The following is a 15,447-nucleotide window of genomic DNA, read 5'->3' on the forward strand; positions in this document are numbered from 1 at the left end:
CCGGCCCGGAGCCCGAGCCCGCACCCGCCACCTGCGCCGGTCGAGCCGCCCGTGGCTGCCAAGCCCGAGCCCGAACCCGAGCCGGCTCCCGCAGCGCCTGCCGAATCCGTTTCCCCGACGCCGACGGCCTCCGAGCCGCCCGTTGCCGACACCTCCGCGCCCGCCGTGGCCGAACCTGAACCGAAGACAGAAAACCTCGTGCCGCAAGCCCCCGAAGCCGCTCAGAACAAAGCGCCCACCAAGACGTCCGCACCTCCGACCACCGGCCGCTCGCCCGTGGGCGTGAAGCGACGTGCGCCGGCCGTCTCGGATCCGGCGGCAGATGAAGCCCGCGAACGTGCTCGCCAGCGCGCCGAGGCCGAGGCTGCGGCACTGCGCGACATGCTGAATCGTCCGCGCAAGGTGCTGCACGCGGCACCGCCGCCCAAGCCGGCTGCGCCGGCCGCAGCCGCTGCGCCCGCAGCCGGTGCACCCGCGGCTGGCGCCACGGCCAGCACGCTGCGCAAGCCGGCTGCCAAGCCCGGCGAAGCCGCCAAGAAGGAGCTCAAGGGCCCCGGCGGCAAGAAGATCATCAAGTCGGCCGAGGTGGCTTCCACCTGGTCCGATGACTCGCGCGGCAAGAAGCCGGCGGCCAAGGGCCGCGGCGGCGCCACGCCGGGTACCGGTCGTGGTGACGGCTGGCGTTCGGGCGGCGGCCGTGGTCGTGGTGGTCGTCAGCAACAGCAGCAGGTCCAGCAGCCGGCCGAGTTCATCGCCCGCGAAGTGCACGTCCCCGAGACGATCACGGTGGCCGATCTCGCCCACAAGATGTCGGTGAAGGCGGCCGAAGCGATCAAGGTGTTGATGAAGCTGGGCCAGATGGTCACCATCAACCAGGTGCTGGATCAGGAAACGGCCATGATCGTGGTCGAGGAACTCGGTCACACCGCCATCGCCGCCAAGCTGGACGATCCGGAAGCCTTCCTGGTCGACGAGGCGCCGGAAGGCGAGCACGCCCTGGAGCCACGCGCCCCGGTCGTCACCGTCATGGGCCACGTCGATCACGGCAAGACCTCGCTGCTCGACTACATCCGCCGCACCAAGGTCGCGACGGGCGAAGCCGGCGGCATCACGCAGCACATCGGTGCGTATCACGTGGAAACCCCGCGCGGCATGCTGACCTTCCTGGATACCCCGGGCCACGAGGCGTTCACCGCCATGCGTGCTCGCGGTGCTCAGGCCACGGACATCGTGGTGCTGGTGGTGGCGGCCGATGACGGCGTCATGCCGCAAACCCGCGAAGCCATTCACCATGCGAAGGCCGCTGGCGTGCCGATCGTGGTCGCGATCAACAAGATCGACAAGCCCGACGGCAACCCGGATCGCGTCAAGCAGGAGCTCGTCGCCGAGGAAGTCGTGCCGGAAGAGTACGGCGGCGATTCGCCCTTCGTGCCCGTGTCCGCCAAGACCGGTGCCGGCATCGATGATCTGCTCGAGAACATCCTGCTGCAGGCCGAAGTGCTGGAGCTGAAGGCACCTGTCGAGACCCCGGCCAAGGGCCTGGTGATCGAAGCCCGCCTGGACAAGGGCCGCGGCCCGGTCGCCAGCATCCTGGTGCAGAGCGGTACGCTGCGCCGTGGCGACATCGTCCTCGCCGGCGCCAGCTATGGCCGCGTTCGTGCCATGCTGGACGAGAACGGCCGCAACACGGCCGAAGCCGGTCCGTCGCTGCCCGTCGAGATCCAGGGCCTGACCGAAGTCCCGGCTGCCGGTGACGAAGTCATGGTGTTGACCGACGAGCGCAAGGCGCGCGAAATCGCGCTGTTCCGTCAGGGCAAGTTCCGCGACGTCAAACTCGCCCGCCAGCAGGCCGCCAAGCTCGAGTCGATGTTCGACAACCTGGGCGAAGGCACGCAGACGCTGCAGCTCGTCGTCAAGACGGACGTGCAGGGTTCGCAGGAAGCACTGGTCACGTCGCTCCTCAAGCTCTCCACCGAGGAAGTGCGTGTGCAGGTCGTGCACGCCGCAGTTGGCGGCATCACGGAAAGCGACATCAACCTCGCGATCGCCTCCGGCGCCGTGGTGATCGGCTTCAACGTGCGTGCCGACCAGTCGGTCAAGAAGGTGGCAGAAGCCAACGGCGTTGACATCCGCTACTACAACATCATCTACGACGCCATCAACGAAGTGAAGTCGGCGATGTCGGGCATGCTCGCACCGGAAAAGCGCGAGGAAGTCATCGGCATGGTCGAGATCCGCGAAGTGTTCAGCGTCTCGCGCATCGGCAACATTGCGGGTTGCATGGTCACCGATGGTGTGGTGCGTCGCGATTCCCAGATCCGTCTCTTGCGCAACAACGTCGTGCAGTGGACGGGCCACCTGGATTCGCTGCGCCGCTTCAAGGACGACGTCAAGGAAGTCAAGCAGGGCTTTGACTGCGGTATCACGCTCAAGGGCAACAACGATATCGCGATCGGCGACCAGCTCGAAGTCTTCGAAGTGCGTGAAGTGGCCCGGACCCTGTAATGAGTCGACATCAGCCCAAGACGATGCCGGCGCGCAATCAGCGCCTCGCAGATCAGATCCAGCAGGATCTGGCCGGCATCATCCAGCGCGAGATTCCGATCTCGCGCGCCGGCCTCGTCACGCTCACGGGCGTGGAGCTGACCGCGGACTACGCCCATGCCAAGGTGTATTTCACCGTGCTGGGCGCGGAACCCGCGCAGGCTCAGGCCGTGCTCGACGAGAAAGCCGGCTGGCTGCACTCGCAGCTCTTCAAGCTTCTGCACATCCATACCATCCCGACGCTGCACTTCCTTCATGACGAGCAGCTGGCGCGCGGGTTTGCGATGAACGAGTTGATCGAGCGGGCCAACCGCCCGGGCACGCGCGCGGACGACGCGACCGCCGAGCCCGAAGACCCTGACGACAAGACCGCCTGAGCGCGGCGAGTCGTTTTTTCACAGTTTTTGTTGGTGAACCAATGGCATCGCGGCGCGGCCTGGCGATCGATGGCGTGTTGCTGCTCGATAAGCCCATCGGGCTTTCGAGCAACCACGTTCTGCAACGTGCGCGGCGTATCCTGAACGCACGCAAGGCCGGTCACACCGGTACGCTGGACCCGTTCGCCACGGGATTGATGGTGCTTTGCTTCGGCGAAGCCACCAAGTTCTCGGGCGGCATGTTCGAGGCGGATAAGGCCTATGCGGCCACCGTGCAGTTCGGTCAGGAAACGGACAGCGGCGATCTTACGGGTACGCCCGTCGGGGATGCCGTGCCGGGTCCTTACGACTGGCTGGCCGACGAGGCGTCGGTGACCCGTCTGCTGGCAGGCTTCGTTGGCGTGCAGCAGCAGGTGCCGCCGATGATCTCGGCCTTGAAGCGCGACGGCAAGCCGTTGTATGCGTATGCCCGCGAGGGCATCGAACTCGAGCGCGAACCGCGCGAGATCACGATCCATGGCATCGAGCTCGTCTCCCGGGACGTGGCGGCGGGCCAGATGGTGATCTCCGTGGCCTGTAGCAAGGGCACCTACATCCGCACGCTCGCCCAGGACATCGGGCGAGCGGTAGGGGCAGGGGCCCATTTGACGACGTTGCGGCGCACGCGGACGGCGGGTTTCGACCTGGCCCAGGCGCTCACGCTGGAACAGCTGGAAGCGATGGCCGAGCCGACGGCTGCGCTCCTGGCGCCGGACAGCTTGCTGGCAGATCTGCCGGTGTGTGGTCTCGAGCCTGCGCTCGCCACACGCTTCAGCCTCGGCCAGACCGTTGCGGCCCCGCCCGGGGGCCCGTCGGCGGGGCGCACACGCGTTTACGGTCCGGGCGACACCTTTCTGGGTACGGCCCGCCGGGTAGGCGGCTGGGTGAAACCCGACCGATTAATGGCATTGAACAAGGAATCTTCGACATGACACGAGCGCTTCGCAACGTCGCGATCATCGCCCACGTGGACCACGGCAAGACGACGCTGGTCGACCAACTCCTGCGCCAATCCGGCACCTTCCGTGACAACGAGAAGATGGCCGAACGCGTGATGGACTCCAACGACATCGAAAAGGAGCGTGGCATCACGATCCTGTCGAAGAACTGTGCGGTGGAATACGAAGGCACGCACATCAACATCGTCGACACCCCGGGGCACGCGGACTTCGGTGGCGAAGTCGAGCGCGTGCTCTCGATGGTCGATGGCGTGCTGCTGCTGGTCGATGCCGTCGAAGGTCCGATGCCGCAGACCCGCTTCGTGACCAAGAAGGCCCTGGCCCTGGGTTTGAAGCCCATCGTCGTGGTCAACAAGGTGGATCGCCCGGGTGCGCGTACCGACTTCGTCGTGAACGCCACGTTCGATCTCTTCGACAAGCTCGGCGCCACCGAAGAGCAGCTCGACTTCCCGGTCGTGTATGCCTCGGGCCTGAACGGCTTTGCCGGCATGACCGACGACGTGCGCGACGGCGACATGCGTCCGCTCTTCGAAGCCATCCTCAAGTACGTGCCTGTGCGTAACGACGATGCTGATGGTCCGCTGCAGATGCAGATCATCTCCATGGACTACAGCTCCTACGTCGGCAAGATCGGCATTGGCCGCGTGAACCGTGGCCGTGTGCGCGGTGGCCAGGACGTGGTCGTGAAGTACGGTCCCGATGGCGCCCCGATCAAGGGCCGCATCAACCAGGTGCTGATGTTCAAGGGCCTGGAGCGCGAGATCGTCGAAGAAGCCCAGGCTGGCGACATCGTTCTCATCAACGGTATCGACGACATCGGCATCGGTGCCACGGTGACCGACCCGCTGCAGCAGGATGCGCTGCCGATGCTCACCATCGACGAGCCCACGCTGACCATGAACTTCATGGTCAACACCTCGCCGCTGGCCGGTCGCGAAGGCAAGTTCGTCACCAGCCGCCAGCTGCGTGACCGCCTCGATCGCGAGCTCAAGTCCAACGTGGCGCTGCGCGTGCGCGACACGGGTGATGACACCGTGTTCGAAGTGGCGGGCCGGGGCGAACTGCACCTGACCATCCTGCTGGAGAACATGCGCCGGGAAGGCTACGAGCTGGCCGTGTCGCGCCCGCGCGTGGTGTTCAAGGAGATCGACGGCGTCAAGTGCGAGCCGTACGAAATGCTGACCGTGGACGTCGAAGACGGCCACCAGGGCGCCGTGATGGAAGAGCTGGGCCGCCGCAAGGGCGACCTGCAGGACATGGCCCGGACGGCCGGGGCCGCACCCGCCTGGAATACCGCATCCCGGCGCGTGGCCTGATCGGCTTCCAGGGCGAGTTCCTGACGCTCACGCGCGGCACGGGCCTGATGAGCCACGTGTTCGACGAATACGCACCGGTGCGCGAAGGCGGCCTGGGCGAGCGTCACAACGGCGTGCTGATCAGCCAGGACGACGGCGCTGCCGTGGCCTACGCGCTGTGGAAGCTGCAGGATCGCGGCCGCATGTTCGTGAGCCCGGGCGAAGCCCTGTACGAAGGCATGATCATCGGCATCCACAGCCGTGACAATGACCTCGTCGTGAACCCGATCAAGGGTAAGCAGCTCACCAACGTGCGTGCCTCGGGCACCGACGAAGCCGTGCGCCTCATCACCCCGATCCAGCTCACGCTGGAGTACGCCGTCGAATTCATCGACGAGGACGAGCTGGTCGAAGTCACGCCCAAGTCGATCCGCCTGCGCAAGCGCTACCTGCAGGAACACGAGCGTCGTCGCGCCTCGCGCGAAGCCGCGGCCTGAGGGTAGGGGCCTGCCCGGGCTCTCGATGTCTGGTCATGGAGAACGCCGCCTGCGAGTAATCGCAGGCGGCGTTTTTCATGGGCGGCGCACGCTAGGTGGCGCGCCGCGCCAACCGCGCTGGCGCAGCGTGTATGGTGAGGCTTTTGGGAGATGCGCGTGAGAACACTCGGCCTGATCGGCGGCATGAGCTGGGAATCGACGATTCCCTATTACCGACAGATCAACGAAACCGTGAAAGCTCGCCTGGGCGGTCTGCACTCGGCGCATCTCGTGCTCTACAGCGTGGATTTCCAGGAAATCGAGCGTCTGCAGCACGCCGGGCAATGGGACGCGGCGGGCGAGCGTCTCGCGCAGGCGGCATACCGTCTGCAAGGCGCAGGCGCGCAGGGGCTCGTGCTCTGCACCAACACCATGCACAAGGTCGCGCCGCAGATCGAGGCCGCCGTGGGTATCCCGCTGTTGCACATCGCGGATCCCACGGCCGCCGCGATCCGGGCGGCCGGGCTGTCCCGGGTCGGGCTGCTGGGCACGCGCTTCACGATGGAGGAGGACTTCTATCGCGCCCGCCTCGCCGAGCGGCACGGCCTGGACGTCCTGATCCCTACGCCCGAAGATCGCGACACCGTGCACCGCATCATCTACGACGAACTCTGCCTGGGCGATATTCGCCCGGCGTCGCGCGAGGCCTATCTGGCCGTGATCGGGCGCCTGCGCGCCGCGGGTGCCGAATGCATCATTCTGGGCTGCACCGAGATCTCCCTGCTGGTGGCGCCGCACCATGTGCCGGATCTGCCGCTCTTTGACACGACGCAACTGCATGCCGTGCACGCGGCCGAGTGGAGCCTGCGGCCCTAACGCGGTGACCTCCGGCTGCTGACGTCTCGCGCCGGGCGAGCGCGCAACGCGCCCTCAAGCGTCCCCGGCCCGGCGACGTTCAGCCGTCACCGCGCGCATCGGCGGGCGCCGCGCGCAGTGTCTCCAGATGGATGGAAGTTTCCGAATTGCTGATGCCTTTGATGAGGCGGATGCGCTCCAGCGCACGGGCCAACTCGGGCAGGCTGGCCACGCGCAGTTCGGCCAGCAGGTCCCAGCGTCCATTGGTGGCGTGCAGCGCAAGCACGCTGGGCTCGCCCAGCAGCGAGGCCGTCACACGGCGTTCCTCGTTGCCGTCGATGGCGATGCTCATCCATGCCGTCAGCCCCGTGGCATCGTTGCCAGGGCGCAGGCGGACGGTGTAGCCCACGATGACGCCGTCGTCCTCGAGCTTGCGCAGGCGATTCGTCACCGTGCCGCGCGACACGTCCAGGCGCTTGGCCAGCGTGGCGACGCTTTCCCGGGCGTTGTGGCGCAGCAGCGACAGGAGTTGCTGATCGAGGTTGTTCATTCTGTCAGTCTACGCCTGCAGAACGGCAGGTTTTCAGCGATTTGTCATGATTTGTGTTCATGGGCATTGACGCTCGACTGTGCCAAGCTGAGCACACCGAGAACGCCGCTGCGAGGTGCATCATGTCCGGACTCTCCAAGATGCCTGTGCCTGTGCGCACGGATTTCCTGGCCAGCGCGGCGGCCGCGCGATGGGTGGCGCGCGAGGGCGTCGTCGCCTGCCTGCGCGGCATGGCCGACGCCATCCGCAGCGCGGATTGCCGACAGTGATGGCATTCGGCGCGCTGGCCGACGTCGCGACGGCATGCCCGTCTTTCTGAGCGAGCTCACCCTCACCACGGCGTTGCGCACGGCGGCCACGTCCGCCATGGCGGCCCGCTGGCTGGCGCGACCGGACAGCCGGGTGATGGCGTTGATCGGCAACGGGGCGCAGAGTGAATTCCAGGCACTCGCCTTTGTCGGCCTCTTGGGCATCCAAACGCTGCACCTGTACGACGTGGACGCCGATGCCACGCGCAGGCTCGTGCGCAATCTCGCGCCGTATGCCCGGACGCTGGGGTTCGATCTGCACCCGTGCGCTACCGTGGCCCAGGCGGTTCATGGTGCCGACATCGTGACCACGGCCACCGCAGACAAGTCCCGGGCCACCATCCTCGCCGCCGACGCCATCGGCCCGGGCACCCATGTGAACGCGATCGGCGGCGATTGCCCCGGCAAGACGGAACTGGATGCCGGCCTCTTGCAGCGGGCGGCGGTGTTCGTCGAGTACGAGCCGCAGACGCGGGTCGAGGGCGACATCCAGCAGATGCCGGCCGATTTCCCGGTGACCGAACTCTGGCGGGTGATCGCGGGCGAGGCGATCGGGCGGCGCACCCCGCAGGACATCACCATCTTCGATTCGGTGGGCTTCGCCTTGGAGGACTACGCGGCGATGCAGTTCATGCGCCATCGGGCGCGGGCCGCCGGCTTGCTGGAGACGCTGGATCTCGTCCCGGCGTTGGCCGATCCGCGCGACCTGTTCCAGCGGGTGGTTGAGGCCGGTCGCGATCCGGCGCCGTCGCGCGCCGCCACGCTCTCTGCAGGAGTGCCCGCATGACCGATGTGAATCGAGTGCCCGATGCCGAGATCACGTTGCCGGGGCTCACCTTGATCGGCGCGCCCAGCGACGCGGGCGCCGCCAGCCTGGGCGCCGCGATGGGGCCCGACGCCCTGCGCGTGGCGCAGATCGGCCCCGCGTTGCAACGCCTGGGGTTGGATGTCCGCGACCTGGGCAACCTGGCCGGCCCGCCCAATCCGCGCGGTGTGGCCGTGGATGGCGTGCGTCATCTGGACGAGTGCGTGGCCTGGAACCGGGCGGTGCAGGACGCGGTAGCCGGCGTGCTGGCCGAGGGCCGGCTGCCCGTGATGATGGGCGGAGACCATCAGCTCGCCGCCGGGTCGATCAGCGCGGTTGCGCAACATTGCCGCGTGCATGGCCGGCGTCTGCGGGTGCTGTGGCTGGATGCGCATGCCGATTGCAACACGCCTGCGATGTCTACCACGGGCAACGTCCATGGCATGCCGGTGGCGGCGCTGTGTGGGCTCGGTCCTCCTGCCTTGAGCGGGTTGTCCGACCGCACGCCCGCCTTGCCGCCGGGCAACCTGTGCCAGATCGGCCTGCGCAGTGTGGATGCCGAGGAGAAACACGTCATCCGGGACCTGGGCATCGAGGTCTACGACATGCGGGCGATCGACGAGCTCGGCATGCGTGAAGTGATGCGTCGCGCCCTGCACGGCATTGCCTCGCCCCAGGTGCATCTGCACGTGAGCTTCGATGCCGACTTCCTGGATCCGTCGATTGCCCCCGGTACCGGCACGCCCGTGCGGGGCGGTGTGAACTACCGCGAGGCGCAGCTGTGCATGGAGATGATCGCCGATACCGGCAGGCTCGCCTCGCTCGATCTGGTGGAGATCAATCCGGCGCTCGACGTGCGCAACCAGACGGCCGAGGTCGTCGTCGAACTCGTGCAAAGCCTCTTCGGCCAGAGCACGCTGGTGCGCACGCCCCTGCGCGCGCGGCGTTGACGGGAAAGGCGACGTTCCGGCCAATCGGCGTCATCGTTGCGGCCATTGACCGGGGGCTGGGTGCGCCCTAGATTGAACGTGCCCGACCGCGGCGCCGCCCGGCGCCTGCGGGACAGAGGCCACGACAACGATGGAGACAGCCCCATGACGGGTACTTTCTTGCCACAGCGCCGCGCCATCCTGGCGAGCCTCGCCGCGCTGGTCGCCACGACCGCCATTCCTGGCGCATACGCCGCGGAATCCGTGGACGCCTATCCCAGCAAGCCCATTCGCCTCATCGTGCCGTATCCGGCCGGCGGCGGCACGGACATGATGGCCCGCCTCGTGGCCAATCACATGTCTCAGCAGTGGAAGCAGACGGTGGTGGTGGAGAACGTGGCCGGGGCGGCCGGCCAGCTCGGCCTGAACACCGCTGCGCGCGCCGCGCCCGATGGCTACACGATCGCGCTCGGCATCAGCTCCTTCCTGCAGGCGCCGTATCTGTATCGCAACTTGCCGTACGACGTGCACAAGGATTTCGCGCCCATCAGCGTGCTCGCCTTCTCGACCAACCTCTGGCTCGTGCCGGCCGGCTCGCCGATCCAGTCGTTCCAGCAACTGGTGGACGAAGCGCGCAAGAACCCGGGCAAATTGAGCTACGGCTCGTACGGGGCAGGCACGTCGGCACACCTGCACATGGAGCGGGTCAAGCGGGCGCTGGGCATCGACATGACGCACGTGCCGTATAAAGGCGCGGCGCCGCTCCTGAACGACACCCTGGGCGGGCACGTGAACGTGGGCGTCGTGGACGTGACCACGGCCACGCCGCACGTCACGTCGGGCAAGGTACGCGTGCTTGCCGTGGACGGCGCGCGACGCGTGCCGACGGCCAAGGACGCGCCGTTGCTGTCCGAAGTCGGCGTGGAAGGCGTGGGCTCGAACGGCTGGTTCGCCTTCCTGGCACCTGCCGGCACGCCTCAGCCGATCGTGGATAAGCTCTCCACCGAGATCAATCGGATCATCCGTACGCCGGAGATGCAGGAAGCCTTCCAGGGCCTGAGCCTCATGCCAGGCGGCACAACGTCGCAGGAGATGGCGGCGCGCATGCAGAAAGAAGGCCCCATGTGGGGCCAGATGATCCGGGACATCAACCTGACGCTGGATTGAGGGTCGAGCGCGTCACCGGGAAGCGGTCAGTCCAGGCCGGTCTGGGCCTTGACCGCGTCCTCATGCAGCGATTCATTCAATTGATCCACGACGATGGCCCAAGGCGCATCGGCCTTGATCTGTTCGGCGACGAACTGGCGTTGCGCGTCGTTCCAGTACAGCGCATCGGCGATGTGCACGTCTGCCGGCAGTTGGCGCGTCCGGATGAAGTTCGCGATGGCCGCCTCGTCGGCATCCAGGCCCAGTTGCAGGAAGAGGTTGGTCATGGTCGGTTCTGCAGTGTTCACGCGAAGACTCCTGTCAGGGGAAGAGGCTGGAAGCGAATGGCTTAGCACGACCCGTACCGCAAGGGGAGGGCAAGGGTCGTGACGGCCTGATTCTTGCAGCGCCCGGCACAGCGCTGGGTCGGTCTGGCTCGGCACGCGCGGCACTGCCCGCCCGCTTGCGCCATCGCACGGCGCAGCTTCCTGCACGAGGCCCCTATGCGCTATCGCACCACCGCCGACTCTCTGGGCTACGCCTTCCCCGATCTGAAGACCGTGCTGGCCAAGGCCAGCCCTGCACGCTCGGGCGACCACCTGGCCGGCGTGACCGCCGAGAGCGCCGAGGAGCGGATGGCAGCGCGCGTCGTCCTGGCCGACTTGCCAATCACCGTCTTCCTGGACGAGGCGGTGATTCCCTACGAGGATGACGAAGTCACGCGTCTGATCCTGGACACGCATGATGCACTGGCCTTCGCGCCGATCCGTCACCTCACGGTAGGCGGGCTGCGGGACTGGCTCCTCCAGACCGAGACCGATAGCGCGGTGCTCGCCGCCGTCGCCCCCGGCATCACCCCCGAGATGGCGGCGGCCGTGAGCAAGCTCATGCGCAACCAGGACCTGATCCTCGTGGCGCGCAAATGCCGCGTCGTCACCCGCTTTCGCAACACGATCGGGTTGCCGGGCCGCCTGTCGGTGCGGCTGCAGCCAAACCACCCCACCGATGATGCCCGGGGGATCGCCGCGAGCATGCTCGATGGTCTGTTGTATGGCGCGGGCGATGCCGTGATCGGGGTCAATCCGGCCAGCGATTCGCTGAGTGCCTTGACGCGCCTGTGGCAGCTCATGGACGACGTGCGCGAGCGTTTCGCGATCCCGACGCAGAGCTGCGTGCTCACCCATGTCACGAACCAGATCGCGGCCATCGAACGCGGGGCACCCGTGGATCTGGTCTTCCAATCCGTGGCCGGCACCGAGCAGGCCAACGCGGGCTTCGGCATCGATCTCGCGCTGCTGCGCGAGGCGCGCCAGGCCGCGCTGGCCCTGGGCCGGGGCACGGTGGGCGACAACGTCATGTACCTGGAGACTGGGCAGGGCAGCGCGCTCTCCGCAGGCGCGCATCACGGCGTGGATCAGCAGACCTGCGAAGCCCGGGCCTACGCCGTCGCGCGCGAACTCAAGCCGCTGCTGGTGAACACCGTGGTGGGGTTCATCGGCCCAGAGTATCTGTACGACGGCAAGGAGATCATCCGCGCGGGGCTGGAGGATCATTTCTGCGGCAAGCTGATGGGCGTGCCCATGGGCTGCGACATCTGCTACACCAACCATGCCGAGGCCGACCAGGACGACATGGACACGCTGCTCACCCTGCTCGGGGCGGCGGGCGTCACCTTCATCATGGGCGTGCCCGGCGCGGACGACGTGATGTTGAACTACCAGAGCACGTCGTTCCACGACGGCGTCTATCTGCGCGAGGTGCTGGGCTTGCAGCGCGCACCGGAGTTCGAGGCGTGGCTGGCGCAGATGCGCATCATCGATGCGCAGGGGCGGCTGGGCACGGTCGACGGCAGCCACGCGCTCATGCGGCAGTTGCCGACGCTCGGAGGCCAAGGATGACCACCGAACCGACCGTGCCAGCCGATGCGTCGCCCGAAGCTTCAGATCCCACGCACTCGCCGCCAGACCTCTGGCGGCGTCTTCAGGCCTTCACGCCCGCGCGCATCGGGCTGGGTCGCGCCGGGGCGAGCCTACCGACGGCCGAGGTGCTGCGTTTCGGGTTGGCCCATGCGCGCGCTCGCGATGCCGTGCACCACCCGCTGGATCCCGACGCACTGGCCGCGGTGCTCGCGGCTGACGGGTTCCGATGCCTGACAGCGCGCAGTCAGGCGCCGGATCGGCCCACCTACCTGCGCCGCCCGGATCTGGGGCGAGCGCTGGATGCGGACGACGCGACACGGCTCAAGCACGAGGCACCGGCCCCGGAGATCGCTGTCGTCGTGGCCGACGGCCTGTCGGCAGTCGCGGTGGAACGTCACGCGCCCAGCCTGCTGTGCGCGTTGCGCGACACGTCGCCGGCTGACTGGGAACGTACGCCCATCGTGATCGTGGAGCAGGGGCGCGTGGCCGTGGGCGACCCCATCGGCGAGGCGTTGCGCGCTCGATTGGTGATCGTGCTGATCGGCGAGCGGCCCGGGCTCAGTTCGCCGGACAGCCTCGGCATCTACGTCACCTTTGATCCGCGCCCTGGACGTCGCGACAGCGAGCGCAACTGCATCTCCAACGTGCGGCCTGAGGGGCTCACGCCCGCGGAGGCGGCCCGCAAGCTGAGCTATCTCGTGCAACAGGCGCTGCGCCTGGGGTACTCCGGCGTCCGGCTCAAGGACGATAGCGAGGCGGCATTGACGCCGTCTCAAGCTCCGGACGTCCTGGATTGACCCGTTTTGCGTGCGGCGCGTACGGTCGGCCGGCCCTGCACGGCGTTGCGTAGTATCGTCGCGTCACGCCAACGCCTGAACCTCCGTCGTGTCTTCTCCCGCCTCGCCGTCCCCTCTGCGCCTTGCCGCACTCGATGCTCACCTTCAACGCGCAGATGCGCGGCCCCGTCTGGCCGGCCTGCCGCGCTTCATGCTGGAGTTTCTCTACTTCGGCATCAAGGAGGCGCGCGCGTGCCTCTTCGTCGGGCTCTTCTTCGCGGCCGTGTTCCTCGTGCCCCGCGCCGGCCTGTGGTTCATCCCCCGCTACGATGCCTTGCTGATCATCGCGGTGGCGATCCAGGCCTGGATGGTGTGGACCAAGCTCGAGACGCTCGACGAGCTCAAGGCGATCACGGTCTTTCACGTGATCGGCTTCGCGCTGGAAGTGTTCAAGACGTCAGGCAGCATCCAGTCGTGGTCCTACCCGGACTTCGCCTACACCAAGGTCTTTGGCGTGCCGCTCTTTGCGGGCTTCATGTATGCGGCCGTCGGCAGCTACGTGATCCAGGCGTGGCGGCTCTTCGATCTGCGCATCCGCCATCATCCGCCGTACTGGATGGCCTGGCTCACCGCGATCCTGCTCTATGCGAACTTCTTCACGCACCACTACATCGGCGACTACCGCTGGTACATCGCAGCCTGCGTGCTGGGCCTCTACGCGCGCACCACGGTCATCTTCCGGCCGCTGGATCGCGACCGTCGCATGCCGCTGCTGCTTGCCTTCATCCTCATCGGCTTCTTCATCTGGCTGGCCGAGAACATCAGCACCTTCTTCGGTATCTGGGCCTATCCGAACCAGCTGGGCGCGTGGTCCACGGTGCACCTGGGCAAATGGAGTTCGTGGTCACTGCTGGTCGTGATGACCTTCACGATCGTCGCGAACCTGAAGCACATCAAGGCGAGCATCCACGTGCCGGATTGACGGGGGCGGCAGGCCACCGCCCCTTGGGCGTCACACCGAGATCAGGCTGCGCACGCCCTTGTCCTGCATCTCGGCGCCGGGCCCGTGCGCGATCACCTCTCCCCGGTCCATCACCACATAGTGATCGGCCAGCATCTCGGCGAATTCGTAGTACTGCTCCACCAGCACGATGGTCATGCCGAATTCATCCACCAGCCGGCGCAGCGTGCGGCCGATGTCCTGGATGATGTTGGGCTGGATGCCCTCGGTGGGCTCGTCCAGGATGAGCACGCGCGGCTCGCTCATGAGCGCGCGGCCGATGGCGAGCTGCTGCTGCTGCCCGCCCGACAGATCCCCTCCGCGGCGCGATTTCATGTCCTTGAGCACGGGAAAGAGCTCGTAGATCTGGGCTGGGATGCCCTTGGGCGCCTTGCGGCTCGCGGCGCCCACGAGGAGGTTCTCCTCGACGGTGAGGCGCGGGAAGATCTCGCGCCCCTGCGGCACGTAACCCAGCCCGGCCGCGACGCGGGCGTGCGGCTTCAAGGCTTCGAGCGCCTGGCCGTGCCACTGGATGCTGCCAGAACGGATCGGCACCACGCCCATGAGGCATTTGAGCAGGGTGCTCTTGCCCACGCCGTTGCGCCCGAGCAGCACCGAGAGTTTGCCCTCGGGCGCCTGCAGGCTCACGTCGCGCAGGATGTGGCTGCCGCTGTAGTACTGATTCAGACCTGCGATGTCGAGCATGGCTACCGCCCCAGATACGATTCGATGACGCGTTCGTCGGACTGGACCTGCGCGAGCGTGCCCTCGGCAAGCACGCTGCCTTCGGCGAGCACCGTCACGCGGCCCTGTTCGCCGGCCAAGGCCGCCACGAACGCCATGTCGTGTTCGACGACCATCATCGAGCAGGTGCCGCGCAGGCTGTTGAGCAGTTCTGCGAGCTGCATGGTCTCGTCGTCACTGATCCCGGCGGCCGGCTCGTCCAGCAGCAGGAGTCGTGGCTCCTGCATGAGCAACATGCCGATCTCCAGGCGCTGCTTCTGGCCATGCGAGAGTTCTCCCGCCGCGCGGTGGGCCACGCCGGTGAGCGCGGTGCGCTGCAAGGTGTCGTCGATCGCCCGCAGGGCGGCGGGCGAGGGCTTCGCGCGCAGAGCGCGGAACCAGCGTTTGTCGGTGGCACGTGCCAGATCCAGGTTCTGCCACACGGTATGGTTCTCGAACACGGTGGGCTTCTGGAACTTGCGACCGATCCCGGCCTGGGCGATGGACGCCTCGTCCATCTTGGTGAGGTCCAGCGTCTGGCCCAGGAACACAGTGCCCTTGTCGGGCCGTGTCTTGCCGGTGATCACGTCCATCATCGTGGTCTTGCCCGCGCCATTGGGGCCGATGATGCAACGCAGCTCGTTGTTGGCGAGCATGAGGGACAGCCCGCGCAACGCGCGAAAGCCGTCGAAGCTCACCTCCACGTCTTCGAGATAGAGGATCTGGCCGTGCGTGACGTCGATGGC

The 15,447-nt window shown here is 67.1% G+C and carries 12 protein-coding genes and 4 pseudogenes; 12 read left to right on the forward strand and 4 right to left on the reverse strand.

The features are described 5' to 3' along the window. The 5 genes and pseudogenes from infB to IMZ29_RS09445 all read left to right on the forward strand — a co-directional run. The coding region (gene infB, locus IMZ29_RS09425) for a translation initiation factor IF-2 (RefSeq protein WP_216183099.1) at positions 1-2,505 on the forward strand (2,505 nt) is incomplete at its 5' end. Then, on the forward strand, positions 2,505-2,921 hold the full coding sequence (gene rbfA, locus IMZ29_RS09430; RefSeq protein WP_216183101.1) for a 30S ribosome-binding factor RbfA: 417 nt from the start codon (positions 2,505-2,507) through the stop codon (positions 2,919-2,921). The genes infB and rbfA, both read left to right, overlap by 1 nt. Positions 2,922-2,962: 41 nt before the next feature. After that, positions 2,963-3,892 carry a tRNA pseudouridine(55) synthase TruB gene (gene truB / locus IMZ29_RS09435; protein WP_216183103.1) on the forward strand — a complete coding sequence of 310 codons (930 nt, stop codon included), beginning with the start codon at positions 2,963-2,965 and terminating at the stop codon, positions 3,890-3,892. Continuing rightward, positions 3,889-5,711, forward strand: a pseudogene (typA, locus tag IMZ29_RS09440) (translational GTPase TypA). The gene truB and the pseudogene typA overlap by 4 nt, the downstream one beginning before the upstream one ends. A 156-nt stretch (positions 5,712-5,867) precedes the next feature. Then, entirely contained in the window at positions 5,868-6,566 is a 699-nt protein-coding gene (locus tag IMZ29_RS09445) for an aspartate/glutamate racemase family protein (protein WP_216183105.1), read from the forward strand. 79 nt (positions 6,567-6,645) lie between these two features. Here the strand turns inward: IMZ29_RS09445 and IMZ29_RS09450 are convergent, their stop codons facing one another. Next, positions 6,646-7,095, reverse strand: a complete 450-nt coding sequence (locus IMZ29_RS09450) for an Lrp/AsnC family transcriptional regulator (RefSeq protein WP_216183106.1) — start codon at positions 7,093-7,095, stop codon at positions 6,646-6,648. A 122-nt stretch (positions 7,096-7,217) separates the two neighbouring features. On the opposite strand from IMZ29_RS09450, the gene IMZ29_RS22710 reads away from it, so the two are divergent. From IMZ29_RS22710 to IMZ29_RS09465, 4 genes and pseudogenes are all read left to right on the forward strand, one after another. After that, positions 7,218-7,364, forward strand: coding sequence for a hypothetical protein (locus IMZ29_RS22710; protein ID WP_253207001.1), 147 nt, complete (start codon positions 7,218-7,220; stop codon positions 7,362-7,364). Beyond that, positions 7,337-8,190, forward strand: a pseudogene (gene ocd, locus IMZ29_RS09455) (ornithine cyclodeaminase); the annotation flags it as partial. The gene IMZ29_RS22710 and the pseudogene ocd, both read left to right, overlap by 28 nt. Then, positions 8,187-9,158, forward strand: a complete 972-nt coding sequence (gene rocF, locus IMZ29_RS09460; RefSeq protein ID WP_216183108.1) for an arginase — start codon at positions 8,187-8,189, stop codon at positions 9,156-9,158. The pseudogene ocd and the gene rocF, both read left to right, overlap by 4 nt. Positions 9,159-9,494: 336 nt before the next feature. Beyond that, positions 9,495-10,232: pseudogene (locus IMZ29_RS09465) on the forward strand (Bug family tripartite tricarboxylate transporter substrate binding protein); the annotation flags it as partial. Between the two features lie 98 nt (positions 10,233-10,330). On the opposite strand, the gene IMZ29_RS09470 reads toward IMZ29_RS09465, so the two are convergent. Then, positions 10,331-10,591, reverse strand: a complete 261-nt coding sequence (locus IMZ29_RS09470; RefSeq protein WP_443083796.1) for a DUF2789 domain-containing protein — start codon at positions 10,589-10,591, stop codon at positions 10,331-10,333. A gap of 195 nt (positions 10,592-10,786) precedes the next feature. Between IMZ29_RS09470 and IMZ29_RS09475 the strand changes: the two genes are divergently transcribed. The 3 genes from IMZ29_RS09475 (at position 10,787) to IMZ29_RS09485 (ending at position 13,960) form a co-directional block, all read left to right on the forward strand. Further along, positions 10,787-12,181: an ethanolamine ammonia-lyase subunit EutB gene (locus IMZ29_RS09475; protein WP_216183112.1), complete on the forward strand. Its 1,395-nt coding sequence runs from the start codon at positions 10,787-10,789 to the stop codon at positions 12,179-12,181. After that, positions 12,178-12,999 (forward strand): ethanolamine ammonia-lyase subunit EutC, encoded by an 822-nt coding sequence (gene eutC / locus IMZ29_RS09480; protein WP_216183114.1) that lies wholly within the window; start codon positions 12,178-12,180, stop codon positions 12,997-12,999. The genes IMZ29_RS09475 and eutC overlap by 4 nt, the downstream gene beginning before the upstream one ends. 115 nt (positions 13,000-13,114) lie before the next feature. Continuing rightward, a complete protein-coding gene (locus IMZ29_RS09485) occupies positions 13,115-13,960 on the forward strand; it encodes a DUF817 domain-containing protein (RefSeq protein WP_371820201.1) in 846 nt (281 codons plus the stop codon). Between the two features lie 30 nt (positions 13,961-13,990). Here the strand turns inward: IMZ29_RS09485 and urtE are convergent, their stop codons facing one another. Together urtE and urtD are read right to left on the reverse strand one after the other, a co-directional pair. Beyond that, positions 13,991-14,683: an urea ABC transporter ATP-binding subunit UrtE gene (gene urtE, locus IMZ29_RS09490; RefSeq protein ID WP_216183116.1), complete on the reverse strand. Its 693-nt coding sequence runs from the start codon at positions 14,681-14,683 to the stop codon at positions 13,991-13,993. A gap of 2 nt (positions 14,684-14,685) precedes the next feature. After that, positions 14,686-15,444, reverse strand: a pseudogene (gene urtD, locus IMZ29_RS09495) (urea ABC transporter ATP-binding protein UrtD); the annotation flags it as partial. Between the last annotated feature and the right edge of the window lie 3 nt (positions 15,445-15,447).

This window comes from Verticiella alkaliphila (genome assembly GCF_018904615.1).
GTDB classification, from domain to species: Bacteria; Pseudomonadota; Gammaproteobacteria; order Burkholderiales; family Burkholderiaceae_B; genus Verticiella; species Verticiella alkaliphila.

Bases quoted from the DNA above. Each gene is read 5' to 3' on its own strand.
- rbfA (WP_216183101.1), top strand. From the start codon at position 2,505: ATGAGTCGACATCAGCCCAAGACGATGCCGGCGCGCAATCAGCGCCTC.
- truB (WP_216183103.1), top strand. From the start codon at position 2,963: ATGGCATCGCGGCGCGGCCTGGCGATCGATGGCGTGTTGCTGCTCGAT.
- IMZ29_RS09450 (WP_216183106.1), bottom strand. From the start codon at position 7,095: ATGAACAACCTCGATCAGCAACTCCTGTCGCTGCTGCGCCACAACGCC.
- IMZ29_RS22710 (WP_253207001.1), top strand. From the start codon at position 7,218: ATGTCCGGACTCTCCAAGATGCCTGTGCCTGTGCGCACGGATTTCCTG.
- rocF (WP_216183108.1), top strand. From the start codon at position 8,187: ATGACCGATGTGAATCGAGTGCCCGATGCCGAGATCACGTTGCCGGGG.
- IMZ29_RS09475 (WP_216183112.1), top strand. From the start codon at position 10,787: ATGCGCTATCGCACCACCGCCGACTCTCTGGGCTACGCCTTCCCCGAT.
- eutC (WP_216183114.1), top strand. From the start codon at position 12,178: ATGACCACCGAACCGACCGTGCCAGCCGATGCGTCGCCCGAAGCTTCA.
- urtE (WP_216183116.1), bottom strand. From the start codon at position 14,683: ATGCTCGACATCGCAGGTCTGAATCAGTACTACAGCGGCAGCCACATC.